General features: G+C 73.2%; 21 protein-coding genes. 9 read left to right on the forward strand and 12 right to left on the reverse strand.

Going from position 1 to position 19,843, the window contains the following annotated elements; genetic code table 11:
* Positions 1 to 11: 11 nt before the first annotated feature.
* Entirely contained in the window at positions 12 to 1,226 is a 1,215-nt protein-coding gene (locus tag K4S16_RS30355) for a CdaR family transcriptional regulator (RefSeq protein ID WP_235037175.1), read from the reverse strand.
* 98 nt (positions 1,227 to 1,324) lie between these two features.
* On the opposite strand from K4S16_RS30355, the gene K4S16_RS30360 reads away from it, so the two are divergent.
* A complete protein-coding gene (locus K4S16_RS30360) occupies positions 1,325 to 2,266 on the forward strand; it encodes an SGNH/GDSL hydrolase family protein (RefSeq protein ID WP_149262495.1) in 942 nt (313 codons plus the stop codon).
* 103 nt (positions 2,267 to 2,369) lie between these two features.
* On the opposite strand, the gene K4S16_RS30365 is transcribed toward K4S16_RS30360, so the two are convergent.
* The 6 genes from K4S16_RS30365 to K4S16_RS30390 form a co-directional block, all read right to left on the reverse strand.
* The gene (locus K4S16_RS30365; protein WP_149262496.1) at positions 2,370 to 2,828 is read right to left on the reverse strand and encodes a S26 family signal peptidase; all 459 of its coding nucleotides are present in this window, start codon (positions 2,826 to 2,828) and stop codon (positions 2,370 to 2,372) included.
* Entirely contained in the window at positions 2,825 to 4,783 is a 1,959-nt protein-coding gene (locus tag K4S16_RS30370) for an ABC transporter ATP-binding protein (RefSeq protein WP_235037176.1), read from the reverse strand. The genes K4S16_RS30365 and K4S16_RS30370 overlap by 4 nt, the downstream gene beginning before the upstream one ends.
* On the reverse strand, positions 4,780 to 5,349 hold the full coding sequence (locus tag K4S16_RS30375; RefSeq protein WP_149262497.1) for a redoxin family protein: 570 nt from the start codon (positions 5,347 to 5,349) through the stop codon (positions 4,780 to 4,782). Before K4S16_RS30375 ends, K4S16_RS30370 begins: the two co-directional genes overlap by 4 nt.
* A gap of 25 nt (positions 5,350 to 5,374) precedes the next feature.
* A complete protein-coding gene (locus tag K4S16_RS30380; RefSeq protein ID WP_149262498.1) occupies positions 5,375 to 5,917 on the reverse strand; it encodes a MauE/DoxX family redox-associated membrane protein in 543 nt (180 codons plus the stop codon).
* 122 nt (positions 5,918 to 6,039) lie between these two features.
* A complete protein-coding gene (locus K4S16_RS30385) occupies positions 6,040 to 6,243 on the reverse strand; it encodes a hypothetical protein (RefSeq protein WP_149262499.1) in 204 nt (67 codons plus the stop codon).
* Between the two features lie 116 nt (positions 6,244 to 6,359).
* Entirely contained in the window at positions 6,360 to 6,890 is a 531-nt protein-coding gene (locus tag K4S16_RS30390; protein WP_149262500.1) for a redoxin domain-containing protein, read from the reverse strand.
* A 220-nt stretch (positions 6,891 to 7,110) separates the two neighbouring features.
* Between K4S16_RS30390 and K4S16_RS30395 the strand changes: the two genes are divergently transcribed.
* Positions 7,111 to 7,911, forward strand: a complete 801-nt coding sequence (locus tag K4S16_RS30395; RefSeq protein ID WP_149262501.1) for a maleylpyruvate isomerase family mycothiol-dependent enzyme — start codon at positions 7,111 to 7,113, stop codon at positions 7,909 to 7,911.
* Between the two features lie 12 nt (positions 7,912 to 7,923).
* Here the strand turns inward: K4S16_RS30395 and K4S16_RS44555 are convergent, their stop codons facing one another.
* The 4 genes from K4S16_RS44555 to K4S16_RS30410 all read right to left on the reverse strand — a co-directional run bounded on the left by K4S16_RS44555 (position 7,924) and on the right by K4S16_RS30410 (position 10,481).
* Positions 7,924 to 8,298, reverse strand: a complete 375-nt coding sequence (locus tag K4S16_RS44555) for a type II toxin-antitoxin system PemK/MazF family toxin (protein WP_160161077.1) — start codon at positions 8,296 to 8,298, stop codon at positions 7,924 to 7,926.
* Positions 8,298 to 8,942 (reverse strand): type II toxin-antitoxin system antitoxin SocA domain-containing protein, encoded by a 645-nt coding sequence (locus K4S16_RS44560; protein WP_160161078.1) that lies wholly within the window; start codon positions 8,940 to 8,942, stop codon positions 8,298 to 8,300. Before K4S16_RS44560 ends, K4S16_RS44555 begins: the two co-directional genes overlap by 1 nt.
* Positions 8,943 to 9,117: 175 nt before the next feature.
* Positions 9,118 to 9,612 (reverse strand): nuclear transport factor 2 family protein, encoded by a 495-nt coding sequence (locus K4S16_RS30405; protein ID WP_149262502.1) that lies wholly within the window; start codon positions 9,610 to 9,612, stop codon positions 9,118 to 9,120.
* Entirely contained in the window at positions 9,609 to 10,481 is an 873-nt protein-coding gene (locus K4S16_RS30410) for a TIGR03619 family F420-dependent LLM class oxidoreductase (protein ID WP_149262503.1), read from the reverse strand. The genes K4S16_RS30405 and K4S16_RS30410 overlap by 4 nt, the downstream gene beginning before the upstream one ends.
* A 179-nt stretch (positions 10,482 to 10,660) precedes the next feature.
* On the opposite strand from K4S16_RS30410, the gene K4S16_RS30415 reads away from it, so the two are divergent.
* Entirely contained in the window at positions 10,661 to 11,629 is a 969-nt protein-coding gene (locus tag K4S16_RS30415) for an IclR family transcriptional regulator (protein WP_235037177.1), read from the forward strand.
* Between the two features lie 37 nt (positions 11,630 to 11,666).
* On the opposite strand, the gene K4S16_RS30420 is transcribed toward K4S16_RS30415, so the two are convergent.
* Complete coding sequence (locus K4S16_RS30420) at positions 11,667 to 12,281, reverse strand: flavin reductase family protein (protein ID WP_149262504.1); 615 nt, start codon at positions 12,279 to 12,281, stop codon at positions 11,667 to 11,669.
* Between the two features lie 284 nt (positions 12,282 to 12,565).
* On the opposite strand from K4S16_RS30420, the gene K4S16_RS30425 reads away from it, so the two are divergent.
* The 6 genes from K4S16_RS30425 (at position 12,566) to K4S16_RS30450 (ending at position 19,839) form a co-directional block, all read left to right on the forward strand.
* Entirely contained in the window at positions 12,566 to 13,435 is an 870-nt protein-coding gene (locus K4S16_RS30425) for an alpha/beta fold hydrolase (RefSeq protein ID WP_149262505.1), read from the forward strand.
* On the forward strand, positions 13,432 to 15,126 hold the full coding sequence (locus K4S16_RS30430) for an FAD-binding protein (protein ID WP_149262506.1): 1,695 nt from the start codon (positions 13,432 to 13,434) through the stop codon (positions 15,124 to 15,126). The genes K4S16_RS30425 and K4S16_RS30430 overlap by 4 nt, the downstream gene beginning before the upstream one ends.
* The gene (locus tag K4S16_RS30435) at positions 15,123 to 16,142 is read left to right on the forward strand and encodes a ferredoxin--NADP reductase (protein WP_149262507.1); all 1,020 of its coding nucleotides are present in this window, start codon (positions 15,123 to 15,125) and stop codon (positions 16,140 to 16,142) included. Before K4S16_RS30430 ends, K4S16_RS30435 begins: the two co-directional genes overlap by 4 nt.
* A 22-nt stretch (positions 16,143 to 16,164) precedes the next feature.
* Positions 16,165 to 17,349 (forward strand): acyl-CoA dehydrogenase family protein, encoded by a 1,185-nt coding sequence (locus tag K4S16_RS30440; RefSeq protein WP_149262508.1) that lies wholly within the window; start codon positions 16,165 to 16,167, stop codon positions 17,347 to 17,349.
* Positions 17,350 to 17,455: 106 nt separating this feature from the next.
* Positions 17,456 to 18,367, forward strand: coding sequence for a VOC family protein (locus K4S16_RS30445; RefSeq protein WP_149262509.1), 912 nt, complete (start codon positions 17,456 to 17,458; stop codon positions 18,365 to 18,367).
* A gap of 5 nt (positions 18,368 to 18,372) precedes the next feature.
* Positions 18,373 to 19,839 (forward strand): FAD-dependent oxidoreductase, encoded by a 1,467-nt coding sequence (locus K4S16_RS30450; protein ID WP_149262510.1) that lies wholly within the window; start codon positions 18,373 to 18,375, stop codon positions 19,837 to 19,839.
* Positions 19,840 to 19,843 lie beyond the last annotated feature (4 nt).

The following is a 19,843-nucleotide window of genomic DNA, read 5'->3' on the forward strand; positions in this document are numbered from 1 at the left end:
ACGGTTCAGGATCATCGCCGCCGAGGCGGCTCGCCCAGCGAGCGGCGGGCCACCAGGGCGGCGTTCAGCAGTTGCAGGTCGCCGGGGCGGGCGGGGTCCAGGCCGGTGAGGACGCTGATGCGGCGGACGCGGTAGGCGACCGTGTTCGGATGGACGTGCAGGGCCGCCCCGGTCGCCCTGCGGTCCAGGTCGAACGCCAGATAGCGCTCCAGCGTGCTCAGCAGGTCGGGCCTGCGCTCCAGGGGCGCCAGCAGGGCGGCGAGCGCGGCGAGCGCGCCGCTCGGCCGGCTCAGCTGGTAGTCCAGCAGCACGTCGGCGAGCCGGTACAGGCCGGGTGGGCGGCCCGCGCGGCGGACCAGGTCCATGATCTCCGCGGTCTGGGCGACGGCGGCCGGGACGCCGACCGGACCGGTGATCTCCGCCGCGGCCGTGACGTCGATGTCGGCCGCCTTCGCCGCGCCCGAGACCAGGTCGTCGAGCGCCTCCCAGCCCGCGGAGAAGGGGAGCAGGGCCGTCCCGCCGGACGCGTCCAGGGCGGTGAGGGCGGGCTCGTCGGCGACGGCGTCCAGCGCGGTCCGGACGCGGCGGATCTTGCGGCGGGCGGCGATGCGGGCGCGCTGGCCGGAGCCGGACTCGTCCGGATGCGGGGCGAAGGCCAGCGTCAGGACCGCGTACCGGGGCGCCGGTCGGTGCCCCTGGGTCTCCCCTGCCAGCAGCGCGGTCATCAGGGCGTGCCGGCCGCCGTGCTCCTGGCTGTCGAGGATCTGCCGCACCTCCAGGTAGGCGGCGCTGACGGCCGAGGTCAGCAGCCGCTGGAAGTCCAGGAAGTAGCCGAGCGCCTCCTGGAAGGCGGGCAGGTCGGCGGGCTCCGCCCCGGCGGTCAGCTCCTCCCACGCCATGGCCGCGCCGATCTGGTACGCGGCGAGGATCGCGTCCAGCGGCACGCCCTCCTCGGCCCGCAGCGCCGCCGAGTCGCGCTGCCGGGCGAAGTCGGCGGCGCGGGCGGGCCGGCGCCGCTCCAGGACGTCCGCGAACTGCCGCAGGCTGTGCTGGACGATCCCGGCGATGTCCCCGGCGACCTCCTCCTGCGGAAGCTCGGCGTAGACCGGTAGCTCGGCGAGCAGCCGCGCCACGACGCGGCGGGTCAGCAGCGGCGCGCGGACCCGCAGATGGGCCGCCATCGGCCGGCCGGCCACCCGCAGCGCCGGCGTCTTGTCCCGCGTCACAACGGCTCCCGAAAGAGTCTGTTTTCACGCCAATTGAACGGCGTGTCCAGATTCTGGACGATCACGGCGACATCGTCCATGGCGCCGGGAGTCAGCTCATGAAGCGTCTGTTCAACGGCCGTCCGTTCACTGGCGTGGTCCCCAGAGGCAGGGCCGGCAAGGGCCTGGTCGTCGAAGGCAGGGCCCGCAAGGGCCGGGTCGTCAGGAGCGCGGCGGGCGCGCTCGTTCTGGCGGGGGCGGCTCTCGGCGGGACGGCCGTGCCCGCGTCGGCGGCCGCGGTGGAGTACGTCGCGCTCGGCGACTCGATGGCCTCCGGCCCGCTCATCCCCGACATCACCGGTCCGATCGGCTGCGGGCGCTCCACCCACAACTACGCGCACGAACTGGCGTCCAAGATCGGCGCGAGCCTCCGGGACGTCACGTGCAGCGGCGCCAAGACCACCCACATGACGCAGTCGCAGAGCACGAGCGTCGGCGGCGTCGACACCGGGACCGTCCCGCCGCAGTTCGACGCGCTCACCGCGTCCACCGCACTGGTGACCCTCACCATCGGCGGCAACGACGTCGGCCTCGTCGGCATCGCCCAGGACTGCGCCACCCTCGACCCCACCGCCACCCCGTGCAAGGGCAAGTTCGAGGACGAGGTGGCCCAGCGCACCAGCGACCTCGGCCCGAAGCTCTCCGCCGTCCTGGACGGCATCCGCGCCCGCTCCCCGCAGGCCCGGATCGTCGTCACCGGCTACGGCCTGTACATCAAGCGGAACGGCTGCTGGCCCGTCCAGCCGGTGCTGCCCACGGACGCCAACTTCCTCCAGGGCTCCGTGAACGCCATGAACGATGTGATCCGCCAGCAGACGACCGCCCACGGCGGCACCTACATCGACCTGGTCACGCCCAGCGCCGGCCATGACGCCTGCCAGTCGGCGTCCGCCCGCTGGGTCGAGGGCTACGTCCCCGTCCACTCCGCCGCGCCCCTCCACCCGAACGCGCAGGGAGAGGCCGCCTACGCCGCCGTCATCGGCGCCGCCCTCAACGCCTGACGCGGGCAACTCGAGGATTCCTTCGAGGGCGCCCCGGCGGGCCGGTGCTCCAGGCCAGGTCGGCGGGGCGCCCCGGCCGGCACTCCGGCCGAGACCGCGTTCGCTAGCCGACCCTCCCGCCGGTGCGCAGCCGCATCAGCACCACCCCGTACATCCGGTCCGCCGGGCACAGGCCCCACTGCTTGGAGTCCTCCGAGCGGGGGTGGTCTCCGCGCAGCACGAGCATGCCCGGCGGCACGCGGCCGGGCAGGTCCCCCGCCACCCAGGCCGGTACCGGGTCCCCGGGCGCCGCGACGACCCGCTTGACGTACCACCCGGCGCCGCCGGAGGGGGCCGCGGGGCCGCACCACCCCGCGTGCCGGTCGGGCCGCTGGACGACCACGATCCGGCCGGGCCGGGCCCGGCGGCGGTGGCGCAGCACCAGCAGCACGTCACCGGGGTGGAGGGTCGGGGTCATGCTGCCGCCCCGCACGGTGACGGTGGACAGCAGGTGCCGGGCCGCCAGCGCCGCGGCCCCGGCCACCAGAGCCGGGAGCACGGCCCGGCCGAGAGCCCGGCTCATCCGGCGGTCACCGCGGGCGGCACGGCGTCTCCCGGCACCTCGGGCGGCACGGCGTCTCCCGGCACCTCGGGCGGGGCCGCGCCCTCCCGCACGGCGGGCACGTCCTCCTGGTAGCCCTCCGCCTGGCTGCGGAAGAGCCGGGCGTAGACCCCGCCGGGGGCCGCGATGAGGGACGCGTGGTCCCCGCTCTCCAGGATGCGGCCGTCCTGCACGACGACGATCCGGTCGGCCTGGCGGACGGCGCTGAGCCGGTGCGAGACCAGGATGCTCGTGGCGCCCGCGCGCATCTCCCGCAGCCGGTCGTGGACCTGCCGCTCGGCCACCGCGTCGAGACCGGAGCTGGGCTCGTCCAGGATCATGAGGTCGCGGCCCTGGCGCATCAGCCCGCGGGCCAGCGCCAGGCGCTGCCACTGCCCGCCGGAGAGGCGGACCCCGCTCGTCCGCGCGGCCTCCTCCTCGTCGCCGTCCTCGTCCCCCGCGTGGAACAGCCTGCTCAGCATCGTCCGGTAGCCGGCCGGCAGCCGCTCGACGGTCTCGTGGACGCCGGCGCGCTCGGCGGCGACCCGGATCCGGTCGGGATCGCCGATCGCCTCCAGGTCCCCGAGCCCGATGTTCTCGGCGGCGGTGAGGTCGTAGTCCATGTAGTCCTGGAACACCGCCCCGATCCGCTGCCGCAACTGCTCCACGGGGACGTCGCGGACGTCCACCCCGTCCCACAGCACGGCGCCGCGCTCCGGATCGTAGAGGCGGCACAGCAGCTTGACGAGGGTGCTCTTGCCGGCGCCGTTGAGGCCGACCACGGCCAGGCTGGTGCCGTGCGGGACGGTCAGGTTCAGCCCGCGCAGCACCCACGGGGAGTCCTCGCTGTAGCGGAACCACACATCGCGCAGCTCGATGGAACGCGTCAGCGGGGCGAGCTTGCGGGGCCGCGGGGGCTCGGCCAGGTCGTCGCCGATCCCGACCACCGTCATGTAGTGGTTGAAGACCAGGGCCGACTGGTGCCCCTGGGCGATGCCCTCCACCAGGGCCAGGAGACCGGACTGGACGCCGGCCAGGGACGCGATGAAGACCGACACGTCGCCGATGCTGATCGTCCTGACGGCCGCGGCGTGCACGGCCCAGAGCAGGCCCCCGGCCGCCAGCAGCGCACCGAGGGCGGCGAGGAGGACCTGGACGCGCACGACGCTGCGCTCCAGCCGGTCCTCGGCACCGTTGGCCGCGCGCAGTTCGGTGAGCATCCGGCCGTGCAGGAAGCCTCCCAGCCCGAACAGGCGGACCTCCTTGGCGGCCTGCAGGTCCGTCAGCAGCATCTGGTAGAAGAGCTTGCGCCGCAGACCGGGGCTCACGTGCCAGAGCAGCCCGGCCCGCCGCCGGCTCAGCCCCAGGTGGGCGAGCAGCGCGGGCGCGGCCGCCACCAGCGCGGCGCCCGCCATGATCGGGTTGATCGCCACGAGGGTGCCCAGGAACCCGGTGATGCCGAGGGTGCCCCGCAGGGTGGACAGGCCCATCTGCACCAGCTGGTCGGGGGCGTGCTCGGCGGACTGCTGGGCCAGCCGCAGCCGGTCGTGGAAGCGCGGTTCCTCGAGGCGCGACAACCCGTTCATCCGGTTGACCGCGTCGAACAGGCGGTCCTGGGAGAGCAGGCCGATGGCGCGCCGGGCGCGTCCCTGCGCGTAGGCGGTGACGGCCGAGGCGGCGGCCGTCGCGACACCGACGGCCCCGATGCCGGCCGCCGTCCACAGCAGCGCCCCCATGCGGGGATGCGCGGCGGTGAGCTCGTCCAGCGCGACCTTGGTCAGCCAGGCGGTCGCCACCGGCGCCGCGCCGCCGGTCACCGCCATGGCGAACTGGAGGAGCAGCATGCCGGGGCATGCCCGCCAAGCGAGCGCGTAGGCCGCCTTCATACCGCGGAGGACGGAGACACCGGGCCCCGTCACGTCGTCGTCGCCGCTCACGGTGTCGAGGGCCGCAGGGGCTCGTCCAGTCCGCGCAGGCCGACGCTGGCGGCGGTGGCGATCCCGTCCGGGCCGTAGTGCGCGAAGCCGGGGTAGTAGCGGACGCCGAAGGCGGCGCCGAGCGGCGCGTCGAGGAACTCGGGCACCACGTGGTCGGCGACGCCGGCGAGCCGGGCGGCCAGGTCGCTGCCGGCCGCGTCGGCGCCGACCACCGTGGCCAGCACCCGCCCGCCCGCGTCCCGGACCAGGCGCGCGTGCTCGGCGAACCCTGGCACGCTGTCGTCGCAGCCGGGGCAGTCCAGGGACAGGAAGGCGATCAGCGCCGGACGGCCCGCCAGCCCGTCCCTGGTGAGCATCGCGCCGTCGGCGGCGGTCGCGCGGAACTCCGGCATCCGGTCGCCGGGCGCGATGCCCAGTTCCGGCTCCCCGCCGGAGCGGCCGTGGTGGCCGGCGCCCGGCGGAGCGTCCGGCCCGGCCCGCCAGCGGCGCACCACGGCCGCGGTGAGCGCGAGGTTCAGCGCGGTGAGCACCGCGACCAGGACGAGCCCTGCGACGAGGAGTTCCACGGATGTCCTTTCCGGTTCCGGCGCCTCACCGGCCGCGGTTCCCCGCCGCGACCGGGGACCGGAAGAGGGCGGCGATGTCGTCGACGAAGACGGTGAGGGTGGTGAGCAGGCCCGCCGAGACCGCGGCCAGCGCGATCCCCGGCGCCTCGCCGGGGACGCCGCCGCCGCGGGTCATCGCCACGGACGAGCCCGCGCACGCCGCGGCCAGCAGCACCGCGTTGCGTGCGATGTGCCAGCCGTCCATGGGCGCCTTGGCCGCTCCGAAGCAGGCGCACTCCACCTTCTGCCCGCGGGCGACGACGAGGACCGGGACTGCCGTCAGGCCGCAGCAGAACAGCGCGGCGGCGAGGAAGCCGGTGGTGACGGTGGCGGGCAGGGCCAGCAGCAGCGCGATGAGCAGTTCGGCTGCCGGGACGAGCACGGCCAGCGGGCGGCGCAGCCGCGCGGGAACGAAGGCGAGGCCTTCCAGTGAGGCGGCGAAGACGCCCGGTGTGCGGAGCTTGGCCACCGCCGCCAGCGTCAACACCGCCATCAGGGTGAGGCGGCAGGCGAACGATACGAACAGCACGGGGGCTCCTGGACGAGGGCTGGGCCGAGGCGGGGCCGGGTAGCACCGGGGCCGGTGCGGCCGCTCTCGCCCGAGGGCGGCCGCACCGGCGTCAGACAGGTGTCATACCGGCCTGCGGGGCATCAGCAGTAGTTGCTGCTGTAGCTGTACCAGGTGCCGCAGTGGGTCTTGCAGTCGCCGCTGACCGAGCAGGTGCGGCCGAAGCAGATGCCGTTGATGTACTTGTACTCCATCCAGGAGTCCGGCGGGCAGCCGGCGTCGGCGTCGGCCGCGGGAAGCAGCACCTCGATGGCGCGGGTGACGCGCCGGGTCACGCTCTGGAGCATGGTTCCTCCTTGGGGTGGGGGGATCTGTTTCCGCGCACGGGCCGAGTACCGCCGAGAACGGGTGATACGCGGCGGGCCGGGCCCGCGGGGCATTAGGTAGCGGCTTTTCCGGCGCGCTATGAAGTGACCAGTTCGGTGCGCATGGCGGCGATGCCCGCGCCTGCCGACGTCACTATTCCGTTGGCGTTGTACCAAGCGTAGGTCGGGTAATTCTTGGCTCCGTACCGCCGTGACAGTTCGGCTTTCGCGTCCTCGGCGATCACGATGTCCATCACCTCGCTCAGCGCCGCGGCCAGGTCGCTTCCGGCCGAGCCGTCTCCGTGGACGATCGCCAGGGAGGACCCCCCGGTGGCCCGCAGCCGCTCGGCGTGCTCGGCGAAGAGGGGCACGGCGTCGGCGCAGGCCTTGCAGGTCAGGGAGAAGAAGCCGACCAGGGTCTCGGTCCCGAGCAGGGTCCGCTCCGTCACGGCGGTGCCGTCGAGGGCGCGGGCCGAGAAGGCGGGAATCCGATCGATCATCCGGACGGTGGAGGCGGCTCCGGCGGCGGGGACCCCGCCCGTCTCGGCCAGTTCCCGCCACCGCCGGAGCATGGTGAGGAGAATCGCCAGGTTGAGCACACCGACGACGCCGACCATTATCAGTCCCACTGAAGCGAAAATCACGACAGGCGTCCTTTCCCGGGAACTGGGTTACCGGTCGGCCGTGGCCACGCGACCATGATCACTTATAAATGATCTCCGCGCAATACCCGGTTCCGCCGCCCGGTGGCGCACCCGGACGCGGGGCGGGACGCCGCCTGTGCCACCATCGTCGGCAACGCGCCGAACGCCCGGCCGCGCGGCTCGGGCGGCCGATGGAGGGGCCGACATGAACGACGAGATGCGCGCCAACTGCGCCGCCTACGAGCAGACGATCCGTTCCTCTCTCGCGCTCGCCGCGACGCTCGCCGAGGACGACTGGGACCGCCCCACCGAATGTCCCGGCTGGACGGTCAAGGACCAGTTCGCCCACCTCGTCGGGGTGGAGCGCGACCTGCTCGGCGATCCCGCCCAGCCCGTCGAGGTGCCGGAGCTCGGCCACGTCCGCAACGACTTCGCCCGCTACCTGGAGGCCGCGGTGCACGCGCGGCGCCCCGTCCCCGGCCCGCAGGTGGCGGCGGAGCTGGCCGACGCGCTCGAACGGCGCCTCGTGCAGGTGGCCGGGGAGGACCCCGACCGCGTCCTGATGTGCCCGGACGGCAAGCAGGGCCCCTACACGCGGTTCATGATGTTCCGCGCCATGGACTGCTGGACGCACGAGCAGGACGTCCGCCGCGCGGTCGGCCGTCCCGGCAACCTCGACGCCCCGGCGGCGCGGTGCTTCTGGGAGCTGCTGAGCCGCGCCCTGCCCCGCATCGCCTCCCGCGCCGCGGAGGGCGTCCCCGGCCGGAGCGCCGTCTTCGCGATCTCCGGCCCGCCCGACTTCGAGGTCGCCGTCACGGTCGGCGACGACGGCCGCGGCACGTGGTCGGACGTTCCGGAGTCCCCGTCGGCGCGGCTCGCCATGGACTGGGAGACCTACGTCCGGCTGACCGCCGGCCGCTGCACCGCCGCCGACGTGACCGTCCGCACCGAGGGCGACCGGGAGCTGGCGGAAAGGATCGTCTCCACCATGGGCATCACGCCCTGACGTCCGCCCGCATCAGCCGAGCAGCCCGAGATACTGCGCGAGCCGTCCCTGGACCTGGGTCAGCAGGTCCTCGTCCAGGACGCCCGTGCGATCTTCCAGAACGTCCTTCATGAGCGGTTGGACGGCGGGCACGCGGATCCAGCACTTCTTGGTGGCACCGCCCTGGCCCTTGGAGAGCTGCACGTCGAAACGGGTGCGGCGCCGTGTCGAGCCGGAGACGGGGCAGATGAGGACGAAGGGCCAGTCGGCGTCACCGTTGGTCTCGCCGCCGGTGACCACCACCACGGGACGGCGCTCGTCGTGGACCTCCCTGCCCTCCTCGGGGATGAGACGCAGCGTCTTGTCGGGGACGAGGTAGATGCCGCCGGCCAGGTAAGGGCCGGGCATCACTCGTCCAGGTAGCGCCGCGTGGCGTCGGCGCGGTGCTCGGCGAGGTCGTCCAGTTCCTCGGCGAGGTCGTCGGTGCCGCCCGGCTCGTCCGCGGGGAGGGGGTTGCGCGCGGCCCATTCGCGCAGGTGGGCGAGCCCTGGGCCGAGGTCCGGGAAGGGCGCTCCGCCGGAGAGGTCGAGCCGCACCTCGCGCTTGCCGCGCTTCGCGGCCTCCTGCATAGGGGGCGTCTGGTACGTGAGGTCGCGGAGCTGGCTCGCGGACCAGTCTCCGAAATCGTCGAGGACGCTGTCCACGATCCTGGTGAACGCGGCGTCGACGACGGTCTGCGGGGCGTCCATCAGGTGGATGGTGTACTCGCAGTTCCCGGTGAAGGGATCGACGGTGCCTTCGACCTGCACGTGCCCGGCGTCTTGCAGGTCGCGCTCGATCTCCTTGAGGCGGAGGCTGTGCGGCCCGTAGTGCCGCCATCTCCACTCCACGCCGGAGCCCGGCGGCAGGCCGTGCTCGACGGCTCGCAGATCGGCCAGGTAGAGGAGCTTGGTGAGCTTGGTGCGGTTCACGCGCATGCCGTGGGCTCGGGCGGACGCCAGAAGGTAGGCGATGGCCGCCGCCGGACCGCGAAGGGGCGCAGGAGCCGTCACGTCGACCAGTGTATGTCCGCGGCTCAAGCCCGCCACCTCTCCGGGTCTGTCGAAAGTATGTTCGATCAAGCTCGAGTACGGCTCGAGCGGCGCTTCGGAACCCCTGCTCTAAGTAATCGGAATACTACTGCATGATGTCATCGCCGGGCGGGTAAAGCGGCTTCCCCCGGGGCGGTCAGCGGTGGCGGACGGCGCCCGGGAAGTGGGAGGCGAGCAGGTCGGGGGACTCCTCGCGGCCGTCGAGGACGCGGTTGGTGCGGGTGACGGCGCGCCAGCCGGACGGGGTGCGGCGCAGGCGCCAGTGGTTGGCGGTCGCGCGGCGCAGGACGAAGCCGTCCGGCCGCTTGACGATCATGAGGGTGTAGCCGACGGCGGTGGCCTCGTCGCCGGAGACGGTCACGTGCGGCGGCCCGACGACGTGCGCGCACCCGCCGGAGATCCAACGCTGGTGGCCGTCGGAGCGGACCATCGCCTCGATCTCCGGGCCGCCGGCCATCATCAGCTCGTCGACGTCGTAGACGCCGTCCGGCTCCCACAACGCGGCGACCTCGGACGCGCAGCCGCTGTCGACCAGCGGGCCGTATGACAGGATCAGCCGGGTGATCTCGCGCTCGTCCTCCAGGGCGCGCAGGCGCTCCTCGAGGGCGGCCAGGCGGGCTTCGACGCTCACGCTTCCTCCCCGAAGGCCAGGTCGTAGTCGGCGGCCAGCGCACGGAGGGCGGCGAGCTGCTCGCAGTAGTGCGCGGCCGACCGCGAGTCCATCCGGACGCCGGCGATCGTCGCGCCCGCCTCGCGCAGCCGGGCGAGCGCCGTCCCGGACGCTTCCGGCGCGCCGATCGGGTCCAGCGGGCGCGTCGGCGCGAGCACCACGTCGAAGCCGGGCGGCACGTCGGCGTCCGCGAGCATCCCGGCGAGCGTGCGCAGCGGCAGGCCGAACGGGACCCAGCCGTCGGTGGTCAGCGCGCGGCGCAGGGAGCGGCCGGAGCGGCCGCCGATCCACAGCGGCACGCGCTCCTGGACGGCGTGCGGCTCCACCACCAGCCCCGAGTAGGCGTAGTGCTCGCCGCGGTACTCCGGCGTCCGCCGCGACAGGGACGCCCGGAGCGCGGCCAGCGCGTCGTCGGCGCGCGCCCCGCGGCCGGCGAACGGCGCGCCCAGCAGGTCGAACTCCTCCTCCAGGCTGCCGACGCCGAGGCCGAGCGTGAGCCGCCCGCCGCTGATCCGGTCGAGCGTGCCGTAGCGCTTGGCGATGGCGAGCGGATGGTGGTAGCCGAGCACGAGCACCTGCGTGGCGAGCCGGATCCGGGACGTGCGGGCGGCGAGGTAGCCGAAGGTGGCGAGCGGGTCCCAGTAGACGCCGCCGCGCTGCTCGGCGGCCTCCGCCGGGACGGCTACGTGCTCGCTGCACGTCAGGTGGTGGTAGCCGAGCCGGTCGGCGGTCGCGGCGATCAGGCCGATCTCCTCGACGCCCGCGTCACGCTCCCAGGCGGCATGGCCGGGCGGCTGGGCCGCCACCGGCGTGACGATCCCGACACGCATCGCTGCTCCCCTCGTTGGCAGAAAAACGTTCTATCACGGCCTCCGGTCCGACCTGGGGCGCGGTCCCGGTCTCGTATGCTCCGGCTGACCTGGTCTTACGACCCCTCTTCCGCTGAGAGCAAGCGGTTGCTACATTCCAGGTAACAAGAATTCATTTCAGTCATGTTCTGGGAGGTGCGATGACCGAGGCCATGACGCCGGAGGCAGCGACGCCGGAGGCCATGACCGCGCCGGAGTCGATGACGCGGCGGGACGTCATGACGACGGCGAACGCGCGCCGGGAGTCGCCGCCGTCGATGATCGAGCGGATGACGCTGATCCTCGACGCGTTCAACGGACCGACCGCCCGGCTGACCCTGGAGGACGTGGCCCGCCGCACCCAGTTGCCGCGCTCGACGGCGCACCGGATCCTGGACCAGCTCGTCAAGCAGCGCTGGCTCGCGCACCACTCGTTCGGCTACGGCCTCGGCCAGCGCGCCCTCGGCCTCGGCGGGCAGGACGGCGGGCACGGCAAGATCCGCGAGGCGGCCGCGCCGCTGCTGCACGAACTGCAGGTCACCACCGGGCTCGTCGCGCACCTGGCCGTCCTGGACGGCGCCGAGGTCTTCTACCTGGACAAGCTCGGCGGGCGGCTCGCCACCTCCGTCCCGTCGCGGGTCGGCGGCCGCGCCCCGGCGCACTGCACCGCGCTCGGCAAGGCGATGCTGGCCTGGCTGGAGCCCGAGCAGGTGGACGCGCTGCTCGGCTCGGGCATCAGCCGGTTCACCAGCCGCACGATCGGCGAGCTGGGCACGCTCCACCAGGAGCTGCACCGCATCCGGCAGCGCCGCGGCCTGGCGTTCGAGCGCGGCGAGTCCTACCCGGGCATCGCCTGCGTCGCCGCGGCGATCCGCGGCGCCGAGGGGCCGGTCGCGGGCATCTCGCTGGCCGGCGACATCCGGGCGCCGCTGGAGAACGTCGCGCCGCTGGTCGTCACCGCCGCGCGCGAGGCGTCGCAGATCCTGTTCCCCGGCTCGGCCCCGGGCACCCGCGCGGGACGCCCCGGCGGGCGCACCCGGCGCGCCGTCCGGACCGGCGAGGAGACCAGCTGGTCACCGGAGACCATGAACCGGCTGCTCGCGGTCGACGGCCGCGGCGACTGGATGTGACGGGCGGACCCGATGTGACGGCGGGCCAGAAGTGACCTCAGCCCCAGCCCCACCGGTCGCCGATGCCCCACGGGTCGGGGGCGATCGGCGCGTCCGGCTCGCCGACGCCGAACCGGCTGCGGAAGAACACCATCGGACGCCGCCACGCGCCGTCGACCACCTCGTGCCGGTCCACCGCGAGGACCCGCCCGATCACCACCTCGTGGTCGCCGGCCTCGTGCACGTCGTGCACGACGCAGTGGACCGCGAGCAGGACGTCCGGCAGCAGGGGGGCGCCCCACCGCGACTCCTCCCAGTCCAGCTCCTCGAACTTGGTGCCACGGCTCGACCCGAACCGCTCGCACAGTTCGCGCTGCTCCTCGGCGAGCACGTTCACGCAGAACCGCCCGGCCGAGCGGATTCGCGGCCACGAGCGGCCGCGCTTGTCGGCGCAGAACAGGATGAGCGGAGGGTCCAGCGAGACCGACGCGAACGACTGGCAGGCGAAGCCGACCGGTTCGCCGCCGTCCAGGGCGGTGATGACGGTGACGCCCGTCGCGAACTCCGCCATGGCCTTGCGGAAGTCCGCCGGCTCCGGCGCCGCGGCGGCGTCCGCCTGCCAGTCGTTCGCATCGGCGTCGTGCAGGGGGGTGAGCGCTGGCTCGGCTGGCATCTGTTCACCTCGGGGCTGCGAGCGTGCGGTCGGTCGGGTCAACTATGCGGTATTTCCACTAAGGGGTACCCACCCGGCACCGGTCAAGCGGCGGCCGGTGGGCTCGAACGTAGGCACGCTCCGCCGCGGCCACCCCCCGCGATCCCGATGAGTGGAAGCGGGTGCTTCCGCGCCCCCGCGGAGCCGCCCTGGGACCCGCGTCCCGCTGATCGGGATCCACGGCGTGACCGCGCCGCCCCGCCGATTACGTTCCGGACAAGCCACCGTCGAAGGACTGGGAGATCATGCCTGCGGAGCTGACCTACGAGTCGACGTTGCGCGAGCTCGCCACCGACCAGGGCGTCCTGCGCTACCACGAGGCCGGTGAGGGCCCGCCGCTGCTGATGCTGCACGGCTCCGGTCCCGGCGTCACCGGCTGGCGCAACTACCGCGGCAACCTCGCCCGGTTCGCCGAGCACTTCCGCTGCCTGGTCCTGGAGTTCCCCGGCTTCGGGGTCAGCGACCCGACCGACGAGCACCCGATGATGGCCGCCGGCGGCGCCGTCGTCCGGTTCCTGGACGGCCTCGGCCTCGACCGGGTCGACGTGGTCGGCAACTCCATGGGCGGCATCGTCGCGGCGCAGGTGGCGATCCGGCATCCGGGCCGCGTCGGGCGGCTGGTCACCATCGGCGGGATCGGGACCAACGTCTTCAGCCCCGCGCCGGGCGAGGGGATCAGGCTGCTGGCCGAGTTCACCGACGACCCGACCCGCGAGGGCCTCGTCCGGTGGCTCAACTCGATGGTGTACGACCCGCGGATCGTCACCGAGGAGATGATCGAGGAGCGCTGGCGGCAGGCCACCGACCCCGACACCCTCGCCAGCGCCCGACGCATGTACGGGTCGAAGGCGATGGCGGCCCGTGCCAAGGCGATGGCCGCCTCGAACGAGCCGCCCTACTGGGCGATGCTCCACAAGCTCAAGGCCAAGACCCTCATCACCTGGGGCCGCGACGACCGGGTCAGCCCCGTCGACATGGTGCTGGTGCCGATGCGCACGATCCCCGACGTCCAGGTGAACATCTTCCCCAACTGCGGGCACTGGGTGATGATCGAGCAGAAGTCCGCCTGGGAGAGCGCCGTGCTGGCGTTCCTGACCCGGAAGGACGAGGAATGAGCGACGGCGGCAGGGAGCCCGGGAGCGGCTGGGACCACGAGTACGACCTCGTCGTCGTCGGCAGCGGCGGCGGCGGGATGACCGCCGCGCTGACCGCGCACGACGCCGGGCTCTCGGCGCTGATCGTGGAGAAGGGCAAGAAGTTCGGCGGCTCCACCGCGATCTCCGGCGGCGGGATCTGGATCCCCAACAACCCGACGCTGAAGGCCCGCGGCCACGACGACAGCCGCGAGTCGATCCGCGCCTACCTGGACCGGCTCACCGAGGGGCGCGTCCCGGCGGCGCGGCTGGACGCGTTCGTCGACCACGGACCCGCCGCCATGGAGCTGCTCTGCAAGAGCAAGTGGATGCGGTTCTTCTGGACGAAGGGCTACGCCGACTACCACCCCGAGTACGAGGGCGGGCGGCCGCTCGGCCGGTCCATCGAGGCCAAGCCGTTCGACACCCGCAAGCTCGGCGAGGACGAGCGGTACCAGCGGCCGAACAGCATGAAGGGCCCGCTCGGCCTGTGGATCACCGCGAAGGACTACCACGACCTCGCGATGGCCAAGCGCACCTGGACGGGCCGGCGCGCGTCGCTGGTCGCGGCGTGGCGCGTGTCGTCCAACATGGTCCGCCGCCGCCACATGGCGACGGGCGGCCGGGCGCTCGCCGCGCGGCTGCGGATGGCGCTGAAGGACGCCGGCGTCCCGCTCTGGCTGAAGACCCCCATGACCGAGCTGGTCGTCGAGGACGGCCGCGTCACCGGGGTCGTCGTCCGGCGGGACGGCGAGACGCTGCGCGTCCGGGGGCGCAAGGGCGTCCTGCTCGCGACGGGCGGCTTCGACCACGACCAGGAGATGCGCGACAAGTACCTCCCGAAGGGCGGCCAGGAGGACTTCGCGATGGGCGCCCGCGAGAACACCGGCGACGGCATCCGCGCCGGTGAGGGCGTCGGCGCGGCGCTGGACCTGATGGACGACGCCTGGTGGATGCCCGCCGTCCGGCACCCGGCGGGGGCGACGATCCCGCTGCTGTCCGAGCGGTGCATCCCGAGGTCGGTCATCGTCTCCCAGGACGGGAAGCGGTTCACCAACGAGTCGGCCCCGTACGTCAACTTCGTCCACGACCAGCTTGAGGGCGGGCACGTCCCCTGCTGGTTCGTGATGGACGCCAAGGCGCGGGCGCGCTACCCGTTCGCGCAGATCCTGCCCGGCGCGCCGATCCCGAAGGCGTTCTACGAGGCCGGCATCGCGTTCAAGGCGGACACCCTCGCCGAGCTCGCCGGCAAGATCGGCGTGCCGGCGGACGCGCTGACCGAGACCGTCGAGACGTTCAACGGGTACGCGCGCGAGGGCAAGGACCCCGAGTTCGGCCGCGGCGACTCCGCCTACGACCGCTACTACGGCGACCCGAACCTGAAGAACCCCAACCTCGACGTGATCGAGGGCGGGCCGTACCACGCGTTCCGGATGGAGGTCGGCGACCTCGGCACCAAGGGCGGCCTCGTCTCCGACGAGCACGCCCGCGTCCTGCGCGAGGACGGCTCGGTCATCGAGGGCCTGTACGTGACGGGGAACTCGTCGGCGTCGGTGATGGGCAACGAGTACGCGGGCCCGGGCGCCACGATCGGCCCGGCCATCGTGTTCGGCTACATCGCGGCCCTGCACGCCGCGGGCACGCCCGCCGGGAAGGCCGCGGAAAGCTCATGACGGCACTGAAGGCGCGGGTGGTGGAGGTCGTCCACGAGACGGCCGACGCCCACTCGCTCGTCCTCGAACCCGCCGAGGGCGACCGGGGCCGGTTCACCTACCGTCCCGGGCAGTTCCTCACCGTCCGGGTGCCGGCCGAGGGGGGCTGGGCCGCGCGCTGCTACTCGCTGTGCAGCTCACCGCTCACCGACGACCGGCTCAAGGTGACGGTGAAGCGGGTCGCGGGCGGTCTCGGGTCCAACTGGATCTGCGACAACGTCACGGCGGGCGACGTCCTGGAGGTGCTGCGCCCGGCCGGGACGTTCACGCCGCCCTCGCTGGACGAGGACCTGCTGCTCGTCGCGGGCGGCAGCGGCATCACCCCGGTCATGTCGATCCTCAAGTCGTGCCTGGCGGGCGGCTCGGCGAAGGTGGCGCTGCTCTACGCCAACCGCGACGAGCGGTCGGTCATCTTCGCCGACGAGCTGAGGGAGCTGACCGAGCGGTACCCGGACAGGCTCACCGTCCTCCACCTGCTGGAGTCGGTGCAGGGGCTGCCGACGGCCGCCGCCGTCCGGTCCTTGGCGGGCCCCTACTCCGGCCGCGCCGCGTACGTGTGCGGGCCCGAGATCTTCATGGACCTGGTCTCCGAGACGCTCGCCGCCCTCGGTGCGCGGGTGCACGTCGAGCGGTTCTTCTCCCTTGAGGGCGACCCGTTCGAGGAGCCCGACGCGCCGGAGGAGCAGGCGGAGGACGGCGATGCGGGGGAGATCGAGGTCGAGATGGACGGCGAGACCCGCACGGTGCCGTGGCCGAAGTCGGAGCGGCTCCTCGACGCGCTGCTGCGCGCCGGGGTGGACGCCCCGTTCTCCTGCCGGGAGGGCTCCTGCTCGGCGTGCGCCTGCGTGGCGCTGGAGGGCGAGGTCACCCTGGACGCCAACACGGTCCTCGACGAGCAGGATCTCGCCGACGGCCTCATCCTCGCCTGTCAGGCGAGGCCGGTCACCGACCGGCTGAAGATCACTTACGACGGCTGACGACACATACGGGAGACAGGCGATGGCCAACCGCGTGCTTGACACGATCATGGAGAGGGCGGAGCAGATCCGCGAGCTCGGCCCCGCCAACGAGGCGCTCGGCAGGCTCGACGACAAGGCGGCGCGGATCCTGCGCGACGCGGGCGTCATCCGGCTGCTGCAGCCGGAGGCGCACGGCGGGCTGGAGGTCCACCCGCGCGAGTTCGCCGAGACGGTGATGGGGATCGCCTCCCTGGACGGCTCCACCGGCTGGATCGCCGGCATCGTCGGCGTCCACCCGTGGGAGATGGCCTACGCCGACCCGAAGGTGCGCGAGGAGATCTGGGGCGAGGACCCCGACACCTGGATCGCGTCCCCGTACGCGCCGATGGGCATCGCCCGGCCGGTGGACGGCGGCTACGTCTTCAACGGCCGCTGGCAGTTCTCCTCCGGCACCGACCACTGCGACTGGATCTTCCTCGGCGCGATGCTGGGCGACGACGAGGGCAAGATGGCGCTGCCGCCGCGGTCGCTGCACATGATCCTGCCCCGCTCGGACTACCAGATCGTCGAGGACTCCTGGGACGTCGCCGGGCTGAAGGGCACCGGCAGCAAGGACATCATCGTCAAGGACGCGTTCGTCCCGACGTACCGGACGCTGGAGTACTCCAAGGTCGTGGACGGGTCGGCGCCGTGCGAGGCGGGGCTGACCAACCCGTCCTACCTGATGCCGTTCTCCTGCGTGTTCCCGCTCGGCATCACCTCCGCGGTGATCGGCATCGCCGAGGGCGCGCTGCACCACCACCTGGCCTACCAGCGCAACCGCGTCCAGATCACCGGCACGAAGATCAAGGACGACCCGTACGTGCTGTACGCGATCAGCGAGGCCGCCGAGGAGATCAAGGCGTCCCGCACCGCGCTGCTCGACAACTGCTCGCGCATGTACGACATGGTCGCCGCCGGGCACGAGCCGACGTTCGCCGAGCGCGCCGCCGGGCGCCGCACCCAGGTCCGCGCGGCGTGGCGGGCGGTGCAGGCGATGAACGAGATCGTCGTCCGGTCCGGGGGCAACGCGATGCGCAACGACAACCCGATCCAGCGGTTCTGGCGGGACGCGCACGTCGGCCTCGCCCACGCCATCCACGTCCCGGGCTCGGTCTACCACGTCTCCGCCCTGACGGAGCTGGACATCGAGCCGCCCCAGGGCCCGATGCGCTCGATGATCTGAGCGCCGCAGACCCGCGGCGTGCCGGGAGCGTGGGCGCCTCCACCGCCCGGCACGCCGCGCATCGACCACCCCGCCGCGGCGGGCTATCCAGAAGGGACCGAGGACAGTGACGCAGATCCGAGGGCTGGGGTATCTGAAGGTCCAGACCCGGCACATCGACCGCTGGCGCGAGTTCGCCCTGGACGGGCTCGGGTTCGCCGAGGGGAGCGGACCGGACCCGGACGGCCTGTACCTGCGCATGGACGAGCGCCGCTCGCGCCTGCGGGTGCTGCCCGGCGACAGCGACCGGGTGCTGGCCGTCGGCTGGGAGGTCCGCGACCAGTACGCGCTGGCCGCCGTCCGCGAGGCCGTCGAGAAGTCCGGGACGGCCGTGACGGAGCTGACGTCCAAGGAGGCGGCGGAGCGCGACGCCGAGGAGGCCATCGCGTTCACCGACCCGGGCGGCACGCCGGTCGAGGTGTTCTGGGGCCCGGTGCTCGACCACAGCCCGGTGCGCACCGGCTTCGCGCAGAAGTTCGTCACCGGCGGCATGGGCATGGGCCACGTCGTGCTGCCCACGCCGAGGTTCGCCGAGACCACCGCGTTCTACGCCGAGGTCCTCGGGTTCCTGCCGCGCGGCGCGATGAAGGTCGGCGGCGGCGGCGCGAAGGTCAGGTTCATGGGCGTCAACCAGCGCCACCACAGCCTCGCGATCTGCCCCGCGCCGTTCGACGGCGACCCTGGCCTGGTCCACCTCATGGTGGAGGTCGACACCCTCGACGCCGTCGGCATCGCGCTCGACACCGTCACCGGGAGGGGCTTCTCGATCTCCTCCACGCTGGGCCGCCACACCAACGACAAGATGGTGTCGTTCTACGTCCGCGCCCCCGGCGGCTGGGACGTCGAGTACGGCTGCGAGGGCATGGTCGTGGACGAGGCGTACTACACCGCCGAGGAGATCACCAGGGACAGCTACTGGGGCCACGACTGGTCGGGCTCCGAACCGCTGGCCGCCTTCACCCCGCCGAAGAAGGGCTGACGCCGGTGGCGAAGCCCTCGGTGGAACCGGTCGGCGCCGCGGAGGTGGAGTTCGACCACGAGTGCGACGTGCTGGTGGTCGGCTTCGGAGCGGCCGGCGCCGCAGCGGCGTACGAGGCCGCGGCGGCGGGCGCGGACGTGCTCGTCCTGGAGCGGTCGAGCGGTCCCGGCGGGACGTCCGCCCAGTCGGGCGGGGAGCTGTACCTCGGCGGCGGCACGCGGGTGCAGAAGGCGTGCGGCTTCGACGACACGCCCGACGACATGTTCGCGTTCCTCAGGGCGGCGCTCGGCCCGCACGCGAACGAGGAGAAGCTGCGGCTGTACTGCGACGGCAGCGTGGAGCACTTCGAGTGGTTCCGCGCGCGGGGCGTCCCGTTCAAGGAGAGCCTGTTCGACGCGCCGGGCTGGATGCCGTACACCGAGGACGGCCTGATGTGGCTCGGTGAGAACGCCTGGCCGTACAACACGATCGCCCGGCCCGTGCCGCGCGGCCACCGCCCCGAGGCGCCGATGTTCGCCGGCGGGATCCTGATGGAGAAGCTGATCGCGGCCGCCGTCGAGGCGGGCGCCGCCGCCCATCAGGACACCTACGCCACGAACCTCGTCGTGGACGACACCGGACGCGTCGCCGGCGTTGTCGCGCGCAAGTTCTCCGACCGGGTGGCCTACCGGGCGCGGCGGGGTGTCGTCCTGACCTCCGGCGGGTTCGTCGACAACGAGGAGATGCTCGCCGACCACGCCCCGGTGCTGCTCGGGCACGACAAGGTCAGCGACGGCACCAGCGACGGGTCCGGCATCCGGATGGCGACCGCGCTCGGCGCCGCGACGCGCCGCATGGCGGCGGTGGAGATCGCGCTCACCGCCAACCCCGCCGTCGTCTGCCGGGGCATGCTCGTGGACGGCCTCGGCCGCCGGTTCATCAACGAGGACGTCTACCCGGGGCTGTTCAGCCACCAGGCCGTCCAGCACCAGCCCGGACCCTACTGGGCGATCATCGACGAGGCGGGGCACGACGAGATCGCCGAGGCCGACATGTGGGGCGTCCGTCCCAAGCACGCGGCGGAGACGATCGCGGAGCTTGAGGAGTCCCTCGGCCTGCCGCCCGGTTCGCTGGAGGCGACCGTCGAGACCTACAACCGGTTCGCGGAGAGGGGCGAGGACCCCTACTTCCACAAGGACCCCAAGTGGCTGCGTCCCCTGAAGGGCCCTTTCGCGGCGATCGACCCCGCCGACGGGTTCTTCGGCGCGGGCAAGCACGGCGCCGGGACGGGCGCCGGCGGATTCACCCTGGGCGGCCTGGACACCAGCGTGGACGGCGAGGTCCGCAACAACTCCGGTGAGCCGATCCCCGGCCTGTACGCCGCGGGGCGCGCGGCCTCCGGGATCCACGGCGAGGGCTACATCAGCGGGACGTCCCTCGGCGACGGCACGTTCTTCGGCCGCCGCGCCGGGCGCGCCGCCGCCCGGAACTGAGGGG

Source organism: Actinomadura sp. K4S16 (genome assembly GCF_008327685.1).
Lineage (GTDB): Bacteria > Actinomycetota > Actinomycetes > Streptosporangiales > Streptosporangiaceae > Spirillospora.

Coding starts and splice junctions, on each gene's coding strand:
- K4S16_RS30440 (WP_149262508.1), top strand. CDS start 16,165: ATGGCCAACCGCGTGCTTGACACGATCATGGAGAGGGCGGAGCAGATC.
- K4S16_RS30435 (WP_149262507.1), top strand. CDS start 15,123: ATGACGGCACTGAAGGCGCGGGTGGTGGAGGTCGTCCACGAGACGGCC.
- K4S16_RS30410 (WP_149262503.1), bottom strand. CDS start 10,481: ATGCGTGTCGGGATCGTCACGCCGGTGGCGGCCCAGCCGCCCGGCCAT.
- K4S16_RS30420 (WP_149262504.1), bottom strand. CDS start 12,281: ATGCCAGCCGAGCCAGCGCTCACCCCCCTGCACGACGCCGATGCGAAC.
- K4S16_RS30415 (WP_235037177.1), top strand. CDS start 10,661: ATGACCGAGGCCATGACGCCGGAGGCAGCGACGCCGGAGGCCATGACC.
- K4S16_RS30395 (WP_149262501.1), top strand. CDS start 7,111: ATGAACGACGAGATGCGCGCCAACTGCGCCGCCTACGAGCAGACGATC.
- K4S16_RS30365 (WP_149262496.1), bottom strand. CDS start 2,828: ATGAGCCGGGCTCTCGGCCGGGCCGTGCTCCCGGCTCTGGTGGCCGGG.
- K4S16_RS44555 (WP_160161077.1), bottom strand. CDS start 8,298: ATGCCCGGCCCTTACCTGGCCGGCGGCATCTACCTCGTCCCCGACAAG.
- K4S16_RS30385 (WP_149262499.1), bottom strand. CDS start 6,243: ATGCTCCAGAGCGTGACCCGGCGCGTCACCCGCGCCATCGAGGTGCTG.
- K4S16_RS30360 (WP_149262495.1), top strand. CDS start 1,325: ATGAAGCGTCTGTTCAACGGCCGTCCGTTCACTGGCGTGGTCCCCAGA.
- K4S16_RS30425 (WP_149262505.1), top strand. CDS start 12,566: ATGCCTGCGGAGCTGACCTACGAGTCGACGTTGCGCGAGCTCGCCACC.
- K4S16_RS30430 (WP_149262506.1), top strand. CDS start 13,432: ATGAGCGACGGCGGCAGGGAGCCCGGGAGCGGCTGGGACCACGAGTAC.